Here is a 16601-nt window from a genome sequence, read left to right on the forward strand (position 1 = left end):
AGTCAGCTGCCTTTCATTTAGTCATTCCATTGATACGTCCAGAAAATTTCTTCATCAAACCATTTTTGAACGACTGGTTCTTTGTTTTTCAACTTTTGTTCAAGCTCTCTTAGCATGCCTTCTGTTTGTGTTCTATGCGCTCTTAGTGCATTTAATTTGATATCGGCTACATCCGTAATATCAATCACAATATCGGCATTTCCTAGCACTTCTTCTCGATTTTTCGTAATGGCCATGCAGTATGTGACGGGACGGTCTTCTTTTTTCTTGCGGTATAGAGCACGAATGACCGCTTCACCTGTCGCATCATGATCAGGGTGTACGCCATGACCTGGATAAAACGTGACAATAAGAGTTGGTTTCACTTCATCAATTATGTGTTCCATCACATCCGCTAAATACTCATCATCTTCAAATTCCAACGTTTTATCTCGAAGACCAAGCATTCGCAAGTCTGTGACATCCATTTCTTTACATGCATTGATTAATTCCTGTTTTCTTAATTCAGGAAGTGTCTCACGGTTAGCATATGTTGGACTTCCCATATTTCTTCCCATTTCTCCAAGTGTCCCGCATGCATACGTCACTGGAATTCCACGTTTTCTGCTTTGCGCGATGAGCCCTGCGACCCCGAAGGATTCATCGTCGGGGTGAGGCAGCATCACAAGTACATGTTCGTTCATCACTGTTCCCCTCTCTCCTACACCTGAAATGGTGTTTCACTAATTTGTAATGAGATCGCTAGTTTTCCGTCTGGCAGGTGTCCTGCTAACAGCAGGCGACCTTGTTCATCAAACACGTAATCGGTTAAACCTTCTGCGTAAATCCAGCCATCTTCTGTTTTCATTCCGACACGGTATGGACCTTGTCCTTTTATTTTTGCCTGTGAATAGACAACTTTTGCGTTGCGGATATACGCCACGACCGTCATATTTTGCTCATTCACATGAGCTGAATAAGAACCAGTTGTCGTTTCAAGATGAACGAAGACTGGCCGATTTAAAAACGATTCAAGATGTGCTGTGACATCTTCCGTTTGAATTGGTTTCATGAGTGGTTCCTTCCTTCATTTTGAATTAGTTCTCGCAGCTTTTTTGTATGTAAGCTAATCAGCTGTAGTTGATGACCCTGCTCAATAGCACTTTCTAAAATTCTTTCCACAGCGAGTACATACTTTTGATGTAATGACTTTCTTGCGCGAGGATGGGTGCGTGCATCAAGCAAATCATCTCGTATCGCCTCGTGTAATGAAGTCATATCCACTACATCAAGCTGCCGATTTTTCCATAAAGATTGATAAGCGTGTGCAAGCTCATCGACTGATGACATGTGATCACCTCTACAGTTTTGGTAACAACTTATTATGACATGATCCGCCTGCAAAAAAAAGCAAACTGCTTCGTCTCTTTAATGAGAATTCGCTGTTTTTTTCATTCGCAGTTGAGAGGTTGTAAATAGTAAAATCGCCACCCAAATACAGAGGAATGTCACGATTTTTGCTCCAGATAAGTGTTCGTGATACACAAACAGCCCCAAAAAGAGTGTAATGGTCGGTGCAATATACTGCAAAATACCAACTTGGTATAAAGGAATTCTTTTGGCTCCTTCAGAAAATAAAAGAAGCGGTACAGCTGTAAAGACACCTGCAAAAAATAATAGCCCAAGAGAGCCGAAGCTGCTCGGATTCATCGTGACAACAGGTTCTTTTAAGAAGAAGAATAAGTAAACAAGCGCAGCTGGTGCAAGAAGCAGTGTTTCAATGGTTAATCCAATGGCACTCGTAAAGCTCATCCTTTTTTTAATCAGTCCATAAAACCCAAAACTAAAAGCCAATACGAAAGCCACGACAGGAAATGAGCCGTACTGAACAGTTGAGATGATGACACCAGCTGCAGCAATGAGAATGGCGGTGGTTTGCATTTTATTCAGTCGTTCTTTTAAGAAAATGATGCCTAGTAAAACTGATACAAGCGGATTAATATAATACCCTAAACTCGCTTCCAGCATCAGATCGTGATTTACAGCCCAAATGTATACATACCAGTTGACCGAAATTAAAATAGCCGATAAAAGTAATGAAAAAAGTGCTTTTCCATCTATCATCAGACCTTTCACAGTCTGCATCGCTGGACGGACTTGCTTTAAATATAAAAGAATACCGCACATAAAAACAAAGGACCATATGATTCTGTGCGCTAAAATTTCGCCTGACGAAATATGCTCCATCAGTTTCCAATATAATGGGAACAATCCCCATAATGTAAAAGATGCAGCCGTATATAAGACACCTTTTGATTGTTGTTCGTTCAATCTAACCATTCCTTTCTAAACCTATCGTATATTATAGCACGCACATCACATTATGGGCATATACTAATTCAGGGCATTTAGAAAGGATGATTTGCATGTTTGACTGGAACCGATTATTCCCTTTTCAAAAGCAATTTTCAAAAGAAGCGTTAAAAAATTCAGATCCTAAAGACGTTGAGCAATATGTCAATCAAGTCATGGAAAGTGTTTTCGGCTCCAATTATTCTGCTCAATTCCCCTTTCAGGATCCGCTGTCTCAGAAGCAGAAAGAAAGAGAGACAGACGATAAAAAAAAGAAAGAGCCGAATGTTGAAGTATTTGAGACGACAGATCACGTGTTTGTCAAAATAGAGCTCGATCGTCCGAACACGGAAAAAGTAAAAATCAAACATACAGCCAATCTGCTGTTTATTGATCATTTTCCTGAAGAGAATAAACAAAAGAAGGTTGTCCTGCCTGCTGCTGTGAAAAGAAAAGGAACGAAGGCTTCGTATCAAGATGGTATTTTAGAAATTATGTTTTTAAAGCATGATGATCCAGGCATTTCTGAAATTGATATTCCATTATAAAAAGCCTGCTTTGAAATGGAAGCAGGCTTACTCTTTTTTCTTAATAATATGGTGGATATCCGCCGCCATAAGGTGGTGGAACAGGCGGTGGTGGAGGCGGGTAATATGGACGAGGATAATTAAAAATCGCACTTCCTAGAAATCCGCCAAGCAGTCCGCCGACTAAAGGAGCGCCAAAACCAAAAAACAAAGGGACTCTAGATTCATATGGCGGAATGCCAGGGGCACCGCCTCGAAAATACGGAGTATGAGGGTACATGCTTTTCTCCTCCTTTGTCATGTGCCTAACATCAGCATATTCATTAGAAGACAAAACGTTTGGGCAAACCTAAAACTAAGCTTGCTCCTTTTTTTCATGAGATCCAGCATACTCCCCTGCCCAGCGCGATACTTCTCCGAACACACCATGTAATGCACTCCCTTTTTCGGTTAGACAATAGATGACTTTGACTGGCGTTTCAGGAAGTACAGTGCGCTTTATGATTTCTTCTTGCTCAAGCTCTTTTAAGCGTTCTGCGAGCATTTTTTGACTGATGGATGGAATAATGTCCGTCAGGTCTTTAAACCGCTTCGGACCATCAAGCAATACATGAATGATGAGACCATTCCACCTTTTGCCAAGAAGCAAAAAAGCTTGCTGAATGTTTGGACATAATTGAAATTCCATATATTTCAGCCTTTCTTTTCATAATCGTTTGACAAACTAACGGTGTACAATTTAAAATATATCTCTAGTTACAATAAGTAAGTTTCTCACTTTTTTATTTATTGTACCATACTATTTGCAAAAACGGGAGGAAATATCCATATGGCGAGCGATCAAAAAACGATTGACATTTTAAAAGAAAGAGCTTCAGTAAAAGAGTATGATACAACTCATGAAATGACAAAAGAAGAGTTAAAAGAGCTTCTTGATATCACAACAAAAGCACCATCTGCTTGGAACCTTCAGCATTGGCATTTCACTGTGTTCCATAGTGCTGAATCAAAAGCAAAGCTTCTTCCAATTGCTTACAACCAAAAACAAGTCTCTCAAGCATCAGCTGTGATTGCTGTGCTAGGTGACCTTGAAGCCAATCTAAAGGGTGAAAAAATCTACAGTGAGCTAGCAGAACAAGGCTTCATCACAGAAGATATTAAAGAAACACTGATGACGCAAATCAATGGTGCTTACCAAAGCGAGCAATATGCACGTGAAGCTGCGTATTCAAACGCTTCGTTAGCTGCTATGCAGTTAATGATTGCGGCGAAAGCAATGGGATATGATACATGCGCAATGGGCGGTTTCAGCAAAGAAGCGTACGTAAAAGAATTCAATGTGAGTGGTCGATACGAACCAGTGATGTTGATTTCTGTCGGGAAAGCAGCAAAAGAAGCTCACAAAAGCAATCGTTTTGACATCGAAGAAGTATCTGATTTCCTATAAAAAACGGCACAGTCTCAGCGTCATGCTGGGGCTTTTTTATTTGCTCTGAATATTATTTTTCCATACTTATTTTCAAGTCTTTCTTTCTCATTCTTCACTATTTACCTCTTTTTAAAAATGAAAGCGTTATATTAGTATGATATTCATAAAAATGATTGTTTTTTCTGAAAATGGTCTTGTGATCTAATCTGACAACTGCTATTATTATGAAATTACAAAATATTAGAGGAGGAAAACATGAACAAAAAACTGATACTGGCGCTACTCATCGCGATTCCATTCATTGGACAGCTTGCACTGCTCCCCTTTGTGAATCGTATTCATCCATTTGTCATCGGGCTGCCTTTTTTCCACTTCTGGCTCTTACTATGGATTGTACTCACACCCGTTTGCACATTTATCATTTACAGGATGCAACATTCAAATGGAGGAACTGACGAATGCAAGGAAACTTAACAGCTTTATTGATTACTGCAAGTATCATTTTCATCGTCGTGGTCATCGGTTTTGCCGCTGGTCGTGATAAATCATCAAGACAATCAGTCGAAGAATGGTCTGTTGGCGGGAGAAAATTTGGCGGGCTTCTCGTCTGGTTCCTTGTTGGCGCAGACTTATATACTGCTTATACCTTTTTAGGGCTCACAAGTACAGCTTATACAGCGGGAAGTGTTGCTTTTTTCGCTATCCCCTATTCAGTTCTTGCTTATTTTATTGCGTATTTTTTCTTACCAAAACTTTGGACGGTTGCAAAAAATCACAAGCTGACAACACTTGCTGACTATGCACGTGAGCGATTTGACAGTAAACTGTTATCTAGTTTGATTGCCATTGTTGGTGTACTCATGCTCATTCCATACATTTGTCTTCAGCTAAGCGGGATTCAAGATACGTTAACTGTCGCTGGAACGAGTTATATTAATGTGAATGCAGTTGTTATGATTTCATTTATTTTAGTTGCACTTTATACATTTTTCAGTGGTATTAAAGGTCCTACATATACAGCCATTATTAAAGATATTCTTGTTTGGGTGATCATGCTCTTTATGGTCGTTTCCCTCCCGATTATTCATTTTAACGGCTGGACACCAATGATGAATACGTTAGCTAAGGAAGCTCCACAGCTTCTGACGATTCCTGAAAGCGGCCCTAAAGGCATTTTGTGGTTTATTACCGCATCAGGTGTTTCTGCACTCGCATTATTTATGTGGGCTCATGCAGCAACTGGTGTTTTCACAGCCAAAAGCGCAGATGCCATCCGTAAAAACAGTATGTTTTTACCTCTTTACAACATTGTATTGATTTTGGTCATCTTCCTTGGCTTCATTGCCTTTTTAGTCTTACCGGAAGATACAAATCCAAGATTTGCTCTTCTTCATTTAATTCAGACGTCATATGGCGGCGTGATGCAGGGGCTTGCGTATTCAACGATTGCACTAGCTTCTCTCATTCCATGTTCGATCATGGCCATTGGGGCATCGAATTTATTTGCCAATAATTTGTACCGTGATTTAATCCATCCAACTGTGTCACCTAAACGGTTAACGATCATTACACGTTCGATGGTATTTATCGTGATCGGTCTTGCTCTTTTATTCGGTATGCTGTTCCCGACTGCGCTCGTCACGCTTCAGCTGATCGGTGTTTCTGGAATGGTTCAAATTTTCCCAGCCATTGCCATCAGCTTGTTCTGGAAAAAACAATCGAGAGAAGCAACGATTGCGGGGCTCATCGTAGGAATTATCGTGACCTTTACAGCGAATATGACACAAATGACATTCGGCCTTTATGAAGGCTTTCTCGGTTTACTAGCAAACGTTGTGGTCATCTTGATATTGAATCCATTCTTCCAGAAGAATGTCGCATCTAATGCTGTGACAAGTGATTTGTTTGAAAAGAATGGGAAAACAACGGAACCTGTGGCTAACAAAGCATAACACAAGAAAAAAGCAGTCCCCTGATGAGGACTGCTTCAGCGTGTAGACAAACCCTCGCATTCTTTGTCAGTCCTGCGTGCTGGTGCTCACGAATGTCAAATTCGCTCCGCTCCAGTACTCGTCCTTCCTAGACTTCAAAGGTTTTCTATCACGCTGAGCTGAAAAGAAGACAAAGGGCTAAAATAAAGTTCATTTTAGCCCTTTGTCAACAATTTGAAGCAGTCCCCTGATGAGGACTGCTTTTTCTATTTCATTTCTTTTTTCAACACTTCAATGGCTTTTTTCATTTGCGTATCATTTTTCTTGAGCTTATCTTGGATGTTTGTCATCAGTACCGTCGTTGTGTCCCCTGTCAGAATACCATCAGCCTTTAGATCGTGATCTGATTGGAACCTTTTCACGATCGACTGGAATGCTTGATCATATTCTCCATTGGCTTTTGCTTTGTAGCCAAGCGCTTGGAACATTTTTTGAGCCGCTTTGACTTCATCTCCATCATCATTCAGTTGATACGTCTTTTTCGGACTTAAGTATGGCAGGTTCGCATAACTCGGCAGAGATGCTTTCACCTGTGGCTCAATTCCTTTTTTGTGAATCCAAGACCCGTCTGGTGTCAGCCACTTGGCAATGGTTAATTTCACACTAGAACCATCATTGTAGCTTTGCGCATTCTGAACAGTCCCTTTACCAAATGTCTTTTCTCCAACCAGTTGAATGCTAGAGGATTGGTGCAGAGCTGCCGCCATGATTTCAGCAGCACTCGCTGAACCGCCGTTTACAAGAACAACTGTCGGCTGATGAACTTTGCGTTCTTTTTCCGCTTTGTACACTTGTTTCTTTCCTTTTTCCTCAACCTGCATAATGACTTTTCCTTTATCGATAAAGTCATTGCTCATTTCAATTGCTTCTGTCATAATGCCGCCTGGATTATCTCTCAGATCAATGACAAAACCTTTTGCCCCTTTTTTCTCGAGGTCATCAATCGCTTTATCTAACTCTTTAGACGTCGTTTCAGCAAAAGACGTGATTTGGATTTCGCCTATTTTATCTTTTGTTAGTTTTGCATACACCGTTTCAAGTGGAATCGTATCTCTTGTGATCGTGACATCCACATTTCCAACACCTTGTCGGTTCAAATGCAGTTTGACATCCGTTCCTTTTTTCCCTCTGATAAGAGAAACGGCTTTATTCACTGACATACCTTTTGTACTTTTACTATCCACTTTTAAAATACGATCATGAGGTTTCAAACCAGCTTTTTCAGCAGGAGAGCCTTTAATCGGTGCGACAATTAAAATTTGTCCATCCTTCTCTTCTACTTGTGCACCAATTCCTTCAAATGAAGATGAAATGGTGTTGTTAAACCCTTCGGCTTCCTCCTGATCCATATATGTAGAGTATGGATCATCAAGTGATGCAATCATTCCTTGAATCGCACCGTCTACTAGTTTTTGATCATCCGTTTTTTCGTAATACTCGTTTTTTACCTTCGTATATGCAGCCATGAGTTTACTAAACTTCTCATCTCCTGAAACGCTGACAGCACCTTGTTTTGTGATCACAAATGTAATCGCTGAGGAAAGCGCTGCTGTTACCAGAATGGCTATCACGAACTTGAATTGTTTTTTCAAAAAAACACCACCTTTATCTCCTTTCATTATTATCAAGGACGATTCTTCATCCGTCAACCAAAGGATCAAACTTCTATTTGAAAAGATAAGCCATTTCGCCCTGCAATGCATAATCTTTAGAGAGAAACATGATAAAGAAAGAAGGGATCCCATGAGTGACTATGTAGAAATGCTTGCCTATTTTGGTGTATCAGGTGCCCATCCTGGCGGAATTGAGCTAACAAAAACGATGATTGAGCATCTTCACTTGGCGTCTGACGATCGTATACTGGATGTTGGATGCGGCACAGGACAAACAGCCGCCTATCTAGGACATTTAGGTTATGAAGTAGAGGCGATTGATACACACCCTTTGATGATTGAAAAAGCCAATCTGCGATTCGAGCGGGAACAACTACCTTTCCGTGCACAGCAAGCATCGATCGAACACCTGCCATTTGCGGATGACTCGTTCTCTCTACTGATCAGTGAATCTGTTTTAAGCTTTACCCATTTACCTGCTGCGCTTGCTGAGATCAAACGGGTGCTTGCTCCTGGAAAACAATTGATCGCAAATGAGGCTGTGTTAAAAGTGCCGCTCCCCTCAAAAGAACAGGCAACCATTCGGGAGTTTTATGGGTTTCACTCCCTCTTTTCATTTCCTGAATGGAAAAAACAGTTAGCGTCCGCAGGATTCCGTGACATTCAGATTCTCTCATTTGATGAGCACATGGTGCAGGAAGAGCCGACCGAAATGGAATTATCAGATGAAATACCACCTTCTCTTTATGATACATTACAGACACACTATGACCTGATTCAAACACACCGAGAACATCTGAGTCACCTTGTATTTGAATGTACAGTATAAAATGAGCGAATCTCCTATATGTTTTGTCCAAACTCTATGAAGTCTTTCGCATAGGATAAGAGTGAAAAGAGTTTGTCATAAGGAGGAAAAACATGGAGCGCTACTATAAACTTTGTCAGCAGCATATGGGGAAAGTAGCTAGAATTACTGATCGAAATGGCAGAGTACATGTTGGACGTATTGAGCGGGTGTCAAACCGCAAAGTTTATATCCGTCCAGTCGGCGGGTCCCGCAGGGGCTTAGGCTTTGGCTATTACGGAGGTTATTACGGAGGCTATTATGGCTGGGGTCCAGCTTATGGCATCGGTCTCGGTTTTATTACCGGCTTCGCATTAGCAGGTTTGCTCTTTTTTTAAAACGGCGTATAAAAGAAGGCCTCCCAGCTTCGGGAGGCCTTTTATTTGTTTATATTTTCTTCACTTTGTTCATATACTCTTCGAATGTTAAATCATGATCGTGCATCGCTTTTGCAGCTTCTTTCCCTACATAGCGCAAGTGCCACGGCTCATATTCATATTTCGTGATGTCTTCTTTCCCTTTTGGATAACGGATGATAAAGCCATATTTATAAGCGTTTTTGGCTACCCATTTACCATCAGGTGTTTCACCAAATTTTTCAGAGATTTCAAAGCCGGCACTTTTTGAGGAAATATCCATAGCTAAACCTGTTTGATGTTCACTTTCGCCTGGTAAGGCTACGGCTTCTTGGGCTTTTTCTTTCCCTTTTAGTTTCACTTCACTATCAAAAATGACCTTTTGACGATCATAGGAACGATAGCCCGATACTGCAGCAAGCTCAAAGTTTTCCTTTTTAGCACCTTTGAATAACTTCGCAAGTGCCTCCGCTGCTTCTTTTCGAATATATCGTTTTTCAATATCCTCTGAAAAAGAGAATTCCACTTTTGGTACAACGAGATCAGAAGGTTTATAGGTTCCTGGCAGTGCATATTCTTTGTTCACTAAAGCAAGCACATTTTCAGGGTTTTGAATGGTCTTCAGTCCGCTCACTACCTTGATGTCATTGAAATATTCACTCTTTAACGTCAGCTCTTGATTAGATGAATCTGCCGTATCGTTTGAGTTTTGCTGGGATGATGAACTTGCTGCGTTCTTTTGTTCGTTTGTTTTGTTAGATTCAGTGGTACCGCTTTTCTGATCCAGCAACTGGCAGCCTGATAATGCGGCCGTCAAACCAAGAATCGATGCGATTGAGAGTATTTTATAGCTTTTCTTCATGACATACCTTCCTTTTGCTCTACTAAAAAAATAAAGATGCGCTACATCGTAGCACACCCTTTATACTATTATAAAACAGAATCTAGTGCAATTAAGATCATTTCGTCAAATGTCGTTTGACGCTCTTCAGCAGTTGTTTCTTCTCCTGTTAGCACATGATCGCTCACTGTCAGAATCGACAACGCTTTTCTGCCAAATTTTGCAGCAAGCGTATAAAGAGCCGTTGTCTCCATTTCGATCGCTAGAATTCCATATTGGTCCATCAGCTCAAGTGGTTTTTCATTATAAAACTGGTCTGCTGTAAATACATTCCCAACACGCACAGCTACATTTTTCGCTTCTGCTGTGTCGTAGGCTTTTTTCAGTAAACCAAAATCAGCACATGGTGCGTAATCAATCGGTCCAAATGCCACACGGTTCATTTGAGAATCTGTTGATGATGTTTGAGCTAAGATGACGTCACGTACATTGACATCTTTTTTGATCGCTCCGCAAGAGCCAACACGGATTAAGTTTTGAACATCATAGCTTTGGATCAGCTCATTCACATAGATCGAAATAGACGGTACGCCCATTCCAGTACCTTGTACAGAAATGCGTTTTCCTTTATATGTTCCAGTATAACCATACATGCCGCGCACTTCGTTATAGCACACAACATCTTCTAAGTATGTATCTGCAATATATTTCGCACGAAGCGGATCGCCTGGCAGCAATACCGTTTCTGCAATTTGTCCTTTTTCTGCTCCAATATGTACACTCATTTTTTAGCCTCCACTTACGTTTAACATGTGTTTAGTCCCATTTATTATAAACGATTGCGTTCAAAAAAGAAAATACCAGCTGAAAGTAAAGCTGGCATCGTCGTTTATATTTAACTCATCGTCATTAGGCGTTCACTGCGTTTCCATCCTGCCGGAAAGAGCTGGTAGTAGCACTTCCCTTTTTTCTGGTCATCAATCACAACGATATCCCCAGTTGTGATAAACCGTGCATTGTAATCATTAGGGACTGTATCTTGTACATTAAATGTCGAGAATGCTTTTTCCAGTACATCAAGGTGTGTCCTGCCGCCAATCTTTGTCCGGTACACAGGCTGATGCCCGCTTTCTGCACCATATTCAGGTGTTTGATAAATGGTTAAGTGATAAGCTGAAGGTTTCTTTTGAAAAAATCTCAACGTCAATTGCATTCAAATCCCTCCCCTTTTATATAAAATTGGCTGGGATCTATGAATTTCCTTCTTCTATTTTTGTCGAATGACGGACAATTTTTCGTCAATCTTTTTACATATGAGAAATAAAGCTAGTCCTATCGCAAAGCCCCCTGCTACATCAGTGACATAATGAACACCGATATACATCCTGCTGATGCCGATCATCAGCACATAGCACCCTGTCACCATGTAGACTGCTTTTTGTCTCTTTTTCAGCCACGGAACCATTTCAATGAATAGATAGGCGATAAATGGATAGATCGTTGCTGCATTCATAGAATGTCCGCTCGGAAAGCTGTAATAGGTCTCATTCACTAGATGATCAAAAGCTGGACGCTCTCTAGCAAACAGTCCTTTCAGTTCATGATTGACCGTTTTTTCTGCTATATATAGTAGAAAAAGCAGCATAATAGAGTGGTAGCGTTTATACATAAACAGCACCACGCTAAAGATGAGCATGATTGGGACAAGCAGCGCACTGATACCAAAGTCAGTCAAAGTCAGCATGACATCATTTAAAAAAGGAAGTCTGATGTTTTCAAACGATAAGATGATCTGGTTGTCCAACTCCTGGAACATGCCAGACACCATAAGCGCTGCGATGGCGCCAAACAAAAGGAAAAAAATGATGACATACACGCGAAACAATTCCCCTCCCTTTCTACTCAGAATCTCTTCAAAGTATAGTGCCTACCACGCCTCTTCTTCAACTATCATTGCTTTCCTCAGCATATATTCAAATGTAATATCGGCAAGCTCAAACGTTTCCAGTTCAGATGGTATGTACCCTCTTTTGACCAGCTCCGTGTAGAAGAATTCTGCAATTTCCTCTGTATCAATCACCAAATCTGCTTCTTTCATTGCTTTCCGCCTCCTTTTTTATGATGTATGAACGTCGCCTTATTTTTATTACAGTTTGTCATAATGGCTCATTCCATACATATAAATGCAGTAAACGAAAAGAAAAGGGGCATGAGGCAATGAAATGGTTAAGCATTTTAGATGGACATACTTTTGATCAGGTGATGGGCCGTATCTTGAGGGGATGGTTTTATGTGATTGCTTTTTTCTGTGTTCCTTACTTTTTATTCGTGTTAGGACAAGTCTTCTTTTAACCAAAATGCTCGTTTAAACTTTCCAAAATAAAGTCCATCATATCCTTATATTCTGGGTCTTTGAAAAATTCATAGAGAATTTTATAATCATTGTAAATATCAAGAAGCTCATCCACTATAGATACAGCGAGAAATTCTAGTGATGCTTCGCTTTCTTGTTTCTCTTCTAACTGTAATAGAGCGGTTTGCACCATATCTTCCTCTATTTCTTTTGAGGTTTCTCCAACGTAATGCACAAAAAGAAGCTGATGAACAAACTGATCCATCTCATATTTTCTTAGGACAAGCGTCAAGTCTTCTTCTTCTGTTTCCAGCCATTCTCCGTCTTTTAACCTTGTCAGTTCATAAATGACATCTTCCCAGCCATCTTCAAGGTAGCGCCATATCTCAGTCCGATGGCCAATGATTTTAAATAGCTCTTTCCCGTAATCCTTTACATATACAACATCGCCAATGAGGAACTCATATTCAATGTCCAGCTTTTCTGTATCTACAATCACCCCGTCGTACTCATCGTAAAGCTGGAGTGATGTTTCAAAATAAAGCACCTCATTATGATTGACCTCATATAGATAATGTTGGTCAATTTGATGGACTTTTGTTATCGTTCCAACTGTGCCGTACATGACAACGACGACAATATCCCCTACTTTATATTTTGGTGCTTTCGCCTTCATTCTGTCTCCCCCTTGCCCGACTTTTGGTCTTAACGTATCGTATGCCGGCGCAAGGAATTCTGCATGGGCAACCACACCATGCAAAACGCCATTTTATTTCTTCATGAAAAAACCGCTTCTTCCATACGGAACAAGCGGGTGTGTGTGTTATTTTTTTTTGACTTCTACTTCGTATTGCTCAAAAGCCTCATCAAATGTCGTCATGGAGCTTAAATAGTCCCCATTTAACTCTAAATAGGCACATAGCTCATGATAATCAGTGGATGCTTTAGGAAAGCTGTGATCTTCATAAGCAGCATTTGCAAAATGACTGATTTCATCCTTCGGTTTTGGATGTCTATACTTCATTAAATAATGGTAAAACGACTTCACCTGTTTTTCCCTCCGCGACACTCTATTTTGTTGTTATATTATACAGGAATTTGATGACTTGTATAGGCGGAGGTACAACTTATGAAGAAAAATCAAAGTAATTACGCTTTAATAACCGCTCCATGCTCATTAATTCTGCATATAAGATTTTTTCTGGAAGTTTTGTTTGATCGACTAAAATTAATTGATCTTCTATCTCTTTTACTGTCTCATCCTTCTGATACGTCATCCCGCAATGCGTGCAAGAAATCGAAGGCGTTTCCAAAATCTCAATCGATTGTGTGCCCGTGATGAGTTCCCAATAGACTGTGGTCTGTCCTGCGTTCGCTTTCTTCTCCTCACACCAATCACATGTCAGCAACTTTATTTCTCCTCCTTTACGGTTTGTTCTTTTTTGAGCTGGGCTTGATATTTCTTCTCTTTTAATTCATCTCGTTTTTCACGTTTGTTTTTGAGCGTATCATGTTCAGGATTCGTTTCATAAGACTCTCTTCGTTTCATTCGGCTTAAATTTTCAGGCGTAAAGGATCTTGCTTCATCCTCAAATAGAGCAGTTATGCCAATGGCGGGTTCTTTCTTTTCTTCATAGATTTCATTAAAATACGCATCTGCTTGGCCTGCGACGTAATGTTCTGGCTCCGGATAAGAGGTGATCACACCTTCAAAGTTACGCAGGACCACTTTCTCTGGGCTTTGAGATAATAAATAATTTGGCTGTAAGGTGATCTTACCTCCTCCGCCTGGTGCATCTACAACAAAGCTTGGCACGGCATAACCACTCGTATGTCCTCTTAAGCCTTCAATGATTTCAAGGCCTTTTGAAACCGGTGTTCTAAAGTGGCCGATCCCCTCAGATAAATCACATTGATAAATATAATAAGGTCTGACGCGAATCATGACGAGATCATGCATCAGCTTCTTCATAATTGGAACACTGTCGTTAATTCCTGCTAGGATCACCGCCTGATTACCAACAGGGACGCCAGCATTGACAAGGCGCTCACACGCTTCTTTCGCTTCTTTTGTGATTTCAATGCTTGTATTAAAGTGAGTGTTCAGCCAAACTGGATGATATTTTTTTAAAATCTCACACAATTCATCTGTAATTCGCTGCGGAAACACGACCGGTGCACGTGTTCCAATTCGAATGATTTCAACGTGAGGAATGTCTCGTAAGTTTTTCAAAATGTATTCAAGCACTTGGTCATTAATTAACAGCCCGTCACCGCCTGAAATTAACACATCCCGCACTTCAGGGGTTTCTCTAATATATCCAATGGCGGCATCTAATTGCTTTTTCGGCACGCCCATCCCGATCTGACCGGAAAAGCGCCTTCTCGTACAATAGCGGCAGTACATGGAGCACTGATTTGTGACAAGAAACAGCACACGATCTGGGTAGCGGTGCGTTAAACCTGGAACAGGTGAATCCTCATCTTCATGGAGCGGATCTTCGAGGTCATATTTTGTTTTATGAAGCTCCTCTGCAATTGGTACAGACTGCATACGAATTGGGCATCTTGGATCGTCTGGATTCATCAGTGAGGCATAGTAGGGTGTTATGTTGAGTGGAATGGTTTTCGTGGAAATCTTCACCCCTTCTTTTTCCTCTTCTGTTAAGTTCACGACTTTTTCTAAATCTTCTAGCGTTTTGACCGTATGCGTCAGCTGCCAAATCCAGTCGTTCCACTTTTCCTCGGGTACGTCCTTCCAAAGTTCAATGTCCTTCCAATGTCGCGCAGGTTGATACAGTTTTTGATTCATATCCATTCCCCCTATCAGCATTCACTTTATACTATGCAAGTTATGTGCCAACATGGGAAAATGCCCCTATTCTTTACAAAAGGAGCTTTTCCGTCACATTCACCTGTTTGAAGTGCCTACTTTTCGGCATCTGTATATTTTTTTAGTTTATACTGCAATGTTTGTCGAGGAATTTTTAAAGCGGCTGCCGTTTGCTTAATATTCCCTGCGTGCTGTCTTAAAGCTTCTTGAATCAGCGTTTGTTCAAATGACGTCACTTGACTTTTTAATGAGGACTCTGGCGGATGACTTTCTATCTGATGCGTCCGCAAATGGGCAGGGAGATATGCTGGGGTGATTTCTTCTGCTTCCTTTGGCATCATCAAGACGGCATGCTCGATCGTATGTTTTAATTCTCTGACATTCCCTGGCCACTGATGGGCCATAAATACTTGGACAGTTTCTTCTGAAAGGCGGTTGACGTTTTTAGAAAATTGCTGATGATACGTTTGAATAAAGTGGCGGGATAACAACTGGATATCATGCTTCCTTGTGCGAAGCGGCGGGATATGAAATGATGACACATGCAGTCTATAAAATAAGTCTTCTCTTAACATTTGTTTTTTAACGGCTTCAAATGGGTTGATATTGAGGGCAGTAATCACTCTGACATTTACTTGAACCGCCTTTGCATCACCTATCCGGCGGACAACACCATCCTCTAACACACGCAGTAATTTTGTTTGAAGCGTAAGCGGCATCGCTTGCAGCTCATCAAGAAAAAGCGTACCACCATCTGCTAATTCAAACAGCCCCTTGCGATCTATTGCGCCCGTATAACTTCCTTTGACAGACCCGAATAAAAGACTTTCAAGCAGCGATTCTGGAAGAGCAGCGCAGTTTTGCGGGATAAAGACTTGATCTTTCCGATCAGATGCATGAACAATCGCTTGTACGAGTACCTCTTTTCCTGTCCCAGTTTCCCCGAAGACCATAACCGATGAAGGATATGCAGCAGCTTTTTTCGCTTTCTCCAGCATCTCTTTTAAGTGTGGATCATTTGTTAAAAATGAAGAAAAATCGAGCATTTGAGTGGTCTCCGCGGCACCATCCGTTCGTTTTTTTTGATCTAAACGATTCGAAAGCGCTGACAGCTTCGACACATCCTTCGCTACTTCTACCGCCCCAATTAACTTGCTGCCTTCTATAATCGGCAGTGTGGTGTTGACGGTCTCAATTTTTTCTCCATTTTTATTCAAATAGGTTTGCAAAGAATGATAAATGGGTTTTCCTGTTCTAAGTACATGCATGAGTGTACTTGTCTTTTCAGTTAATGAAGGATACACGTCCAGTATGTACTTGCCAATCACCTCTTCTTTCGCTAAACAGTCGAACTTCGCTGCATTATGATTATAAAAGATGGTAACCCCTTGATCGTCTACAACGTGAATCGCTTCATCGATGGCTTCTAAAATTAATTCAAACCAATCCGCTCTTTCGACAACCTTCCCCACTATTTCCC

Annotated in this window: 24 protein-coding genes; 7 read left to right on the forward strand and 17 right to left on the reverse strand. The window is 40.8% G+C overall.

Features of this window, described 5'->3' with window-relative positions:
* Positions 1-17: 17 nt before the first annotated feature.
* The 4 genes from bshB2 to rarD all read right to left on the reverse strand — a co-directional run bounded on the left by bshB2 (position 18) and on the right by rarD (position 2319).
* Positions 18-683, reverse strand: coding sequence for a bacillithiol biosynthesis deacetylase BshB2 (gene bshB2 / locus LCD34_RS00340; protein ID WP_138825934.1), 666 nt, complete (start codon positions 681-683; stop codon positions 18-20).
* A 17-nt stretch (positions 684-700) separates the two neighbouring features.
* Positions 701-1051, reverse strand: a complete 351-nt coding sequence (locus LCD34_RS00345; RefSeq protein ID WP_008346474.1) for a YojF family protein — start codon at positions 1049-1051, stop codon at positions 701-703.
* Positions 1048-1329, reverse strand: coding sequence for a hypothetical protein (locus tag LCD34_RS00350; protein WP_035703270.1), 282 nt, complete (start codon positions 1327-1329; stop codon positions 1048-1050). The genes LCD34_RS00345 and LCD34_RS00350 overlap by 4 nt, the downstream gene beginning before the upstream one ends.
* Positions 1330-1407: 78 nt before the next feature.
* The gene (gene rarD, locus LCD34_RS00355; RefSeq protein ID WP_224558391.1) at positions 1408-2319 is read right to left on the reverse strand and encodes an EamA family transporter RarD; all 912 of its coding nucleotides are present in this window, start codon (positions 2317-2319) and stop codon (positions 1408-1410) included.
* 86 nt (positions 2320-2405) lie between these two features.
* Here rarD and LCD34_RS00360 point away from each other — a divergent pair, with 86 nt between their 5' ends.
* Positions 2406-2879, forward strand: coding sequence for a germination protein GerT (locus tag LCD34_RS00360; protein ID WP_008346468.1), 474 nt, complete (start codon positions 2406-2408; stop codon positions 2877-2879).
* Between the two features lie 40 nt (positions 2880-2919).
* On the opposite strand, the gene LCD34_RS00365 is transcribed toward LCD34_RS00360, so the two are convergent.
* Entirely contained in the window at positions 2920-3138 is a 219-nt protein-coding gene (locus LCD34_RS00365) for a hypothetical protein (RefSeq protein WP_003215921.1), read from the reverse strand.
* A gap of 75 nt (positions 3139-3213) precedes the next feature.
* A complete protein-coding gene (locus LCD34_RS00370) occupies positions 3214-3546 on the reverse strand; it encodes a winged helix-turn-helix transcriptional regulator (protein WP_224558392.1) in 333 nt (110 codons plus the stop codon).
* Between the two features lie 141 nt (positions 3547-3687).
* Here LCD34_RS00370 and LCD34_RS00375 point away from each other — a divergent pair, with 141 nt between their 5' ends.
* From LCD34_RS00375 to LCD34_RS00385, 3 genes are all read left to right on the forward strand, one after another.
* Complete coding sequence (locus LCD34_RS00375) at positions 3688-4305, forward strand: nitroreductase family protein (RefSeq protein WP_008346464.1); 618 nt, start codon at positions 3688-3690, stop codon at positions 4303-4305.
* A 237-nt stretch (positions 4306-4542) separates the two neighbouring features.
* Entirely contained in the window at positions 4543-4761 is a 219-nt protein-coding gene (locus LCD34_RS00380; protein ID WP_017359680.1) for a DUF3311 domain-containing protein, read from the forward strand.
* The gene (locus tag LCD34_RS00385; RefSeq protein ID WP_217815866.1) at positions 4746-6239 is read left to right on the forward strand and encodes a sodium:solute symporter; all 1494 of its coding nucleotides are present in this window, start codon (positions 4746-4748) and stop codon (positions 6237-6239) included. The genes LCD34_RS00380 and LCD34_RS00385 overlap by 16 nt, the downstream gene beginning before the upstream one ends.
* 245 nt (positions 6240-6484) lie before the next feature.
* Here the strand turns inward: LCD34_RS00385 and LCD34_RS00390 are convergent, their stop codons facing one another.
* Complete coding sequence (locus LCD34_RS00390; RefSeq protein ID WP_224558393.1) at positions 6485-7870, reverse strand: S41 family peptidase; 1386 nt, start codon at positions 7868-7870, stop codon at positions 6485-6487.
* 151 nt (positions 7871-8021) lie between these two features.
* On the opposite strand from LCD34_RS00390, the gene LCD34_RS00395 reads away from it, so the two are divergent.
* Together LCD34_RS00395 and LCD34_RS00400 are read left to right on the forward strand one after the other, a co-directional pair.
* Positions 8022-8720 carry a class I SAM-dependent methyltransferase gene (locus LCD34_RS00395; RefSeq protein WP_224558394.1) on the forward strand — a complete coding sequence of 233 codons (699 nt, stop codon included), beginning with the start codon at positions 8022-8024 and terminating at the stop codon, positions 8718-8720.
* A gap of 92 nt (positions 8721-8812) precedes the next feature.
* A complete protein-coding gene (locus LCD34_RS00400; protein ID WP_017359682.1) occupies positions 8813-9076 on the forward strand; it encodes a hypothetical protein in 264 nt (87 codons plus the stop codon).
* A gap of 49 nt (positions 9077-9125) precedes the next feature.
* Here LCD34_RS00400 and LCD34_RS00405 read toward each other — a convergent pair whose 3' ends face one another.
* The 5 genes from LCD34_RS00405 to LCD34_RS00425 form a co-directional block, all read right to left on the reverse strand.
* Positions 9126-9956: a D-alanyl-D-alanine carboxypeptidase family protein gene (locus LCD34_RS00405; RefSeq protein ID WP_007500752.1), complete on the reverse strand. Its 831-nt coding sequence runs from the start codon at positions 9954-9956 to the stop codon at positions 9126-9128.
* 68 nt (positions 9957-10024) lie between these two features.
* Positions 10025-10720: a purine-nucleoside phosphorylase gene (gene deoD / locus LCD34_RS00410; protein WP_007500754.1), complete on the reverse strand. Its 696-nt coding sequence runs from the start codon at positions 10718-10720 to the stop codon at positions 10025-10027.
* Positions 10721-10830: 110 nt separating this feature from the next.
* A complete protein-coding gene (locus tag LCD34_RS00415; protein WP_007500756.1) occupies positions 10831-11148 on the reverse strand; it encodes a YodL domain-containing protein in 318 nt (105 codons plus the stop codon).
* Between the two features lie 54 nt (positions 11149-11202).
* Positions 11203-11811, reverse strand: a complete 609-nt coding sequence (locus tag LCD34_RS00420; protein WP_017359684.1) for a phosphatase PAP2 family protein — start codon at positions 11809-11811, stop codon at positions 11203-11205.
* Between the two features lie 51 nt (positions 11812-11862).
* Positions 11863-12033: a YozD family protein gene (locus LCD34_RS00425; protein ID WP_017359685.1), complete on the reverse strand. Its 171-nt coding sequence runs from the start codon at positions 12031-12033 to the stop codon at positions 11863-11865.
* 119 nt (positions 12034-12152) lie between these two features.
* Here LCD34_RS00425 and LCD34_RS19530 point away from each other — a divergent pair, with 119 nt between their 5' ends.
* On the forward strand, positions 12153-12287 hold the full coding sequence (locus LCD34_RS19530) for a hypothetical protein (RefSeq protein WP_017359686.1): 135 nt from the start codon (positions 12153-12155) through the stop codon (positions 12285-12287).
* Here LCD34_RS19530 and LCD34_RS00430 read toward each other — a convergent pair.
* The 5 genes from LCD34_RS00430 to LCD34_RS00450 all read right to left on the reverse strand — a co-directional run bounded on the left by LCD34_RS00430 (position 12284) and on the right by LCD34_RS00450 (position 16593).
* A complete protein-coding gene (locus tag LCD34_RS00430; protein WP_008346441.1) occupies positions 12284-12964 on the reverse strand; it encodes a hypothetical protein in 681 nt (226 codons plus the stop codon). The genes LCD34_RS19530 and LCD34_RS00430 overlap by 4 nt on opposite strands.
* Before the next feature lie 147 nt (positions 12965-13111).
* Positions 13112-13336 (reverse strand): YozE family protein, encoded by a 225-nt coding sequence (locus LCD34_RS00435; protein ID WP_003215834.1) that lies wholly within the window; start codon positions 13334-13336, stop codon positions 13112-13114.
* A 79-nt stretch (positions 13337-13415) separates the two neighbouring features.
* Positions 13416-13697 (reverse strand): YokU family protein, encoded by a 282-nt coding sequence (locus tag LCD34_RS00440; protein ID WP_048003315.1) that lies wholly within the window; start codon positions 13695-13697, stop codon positions 13416-13418.
* A 2-nt stretch (positions 13698-13699) separates the two neighbouring features.
* Entirely contained in the window at positions 13700-15100 is a 1401-nt protein-coding gene (gene ablA / locus LCD34_RS00445; protein ID WP_008346434.1) for a lysine 2,3-aminomutase, read from the reverse strand.
* 116 nt (positions 15101-15216) lie between these two features.
* Entirely contained in the window at positions 15217-16593 is a 1377-nt protein-coding gene (locus tag LCD34_RS00450; protein WP_224558395.1) for a sigma-54 interaction domain-containing protein, read from the reverse strand.
* Positions 16594-16601: the final 8 nt, after the last annotated feature.

It is taken from the genome of Bacillus sp. RAR_M1_44 (assembly GCF_020165935.1).
Taxonomy (GTDB): Bacteria; Bacillota; Bacilli; order Bacillales; family Bacillaceae; genus Bacillus; species Bacillus altitudinis.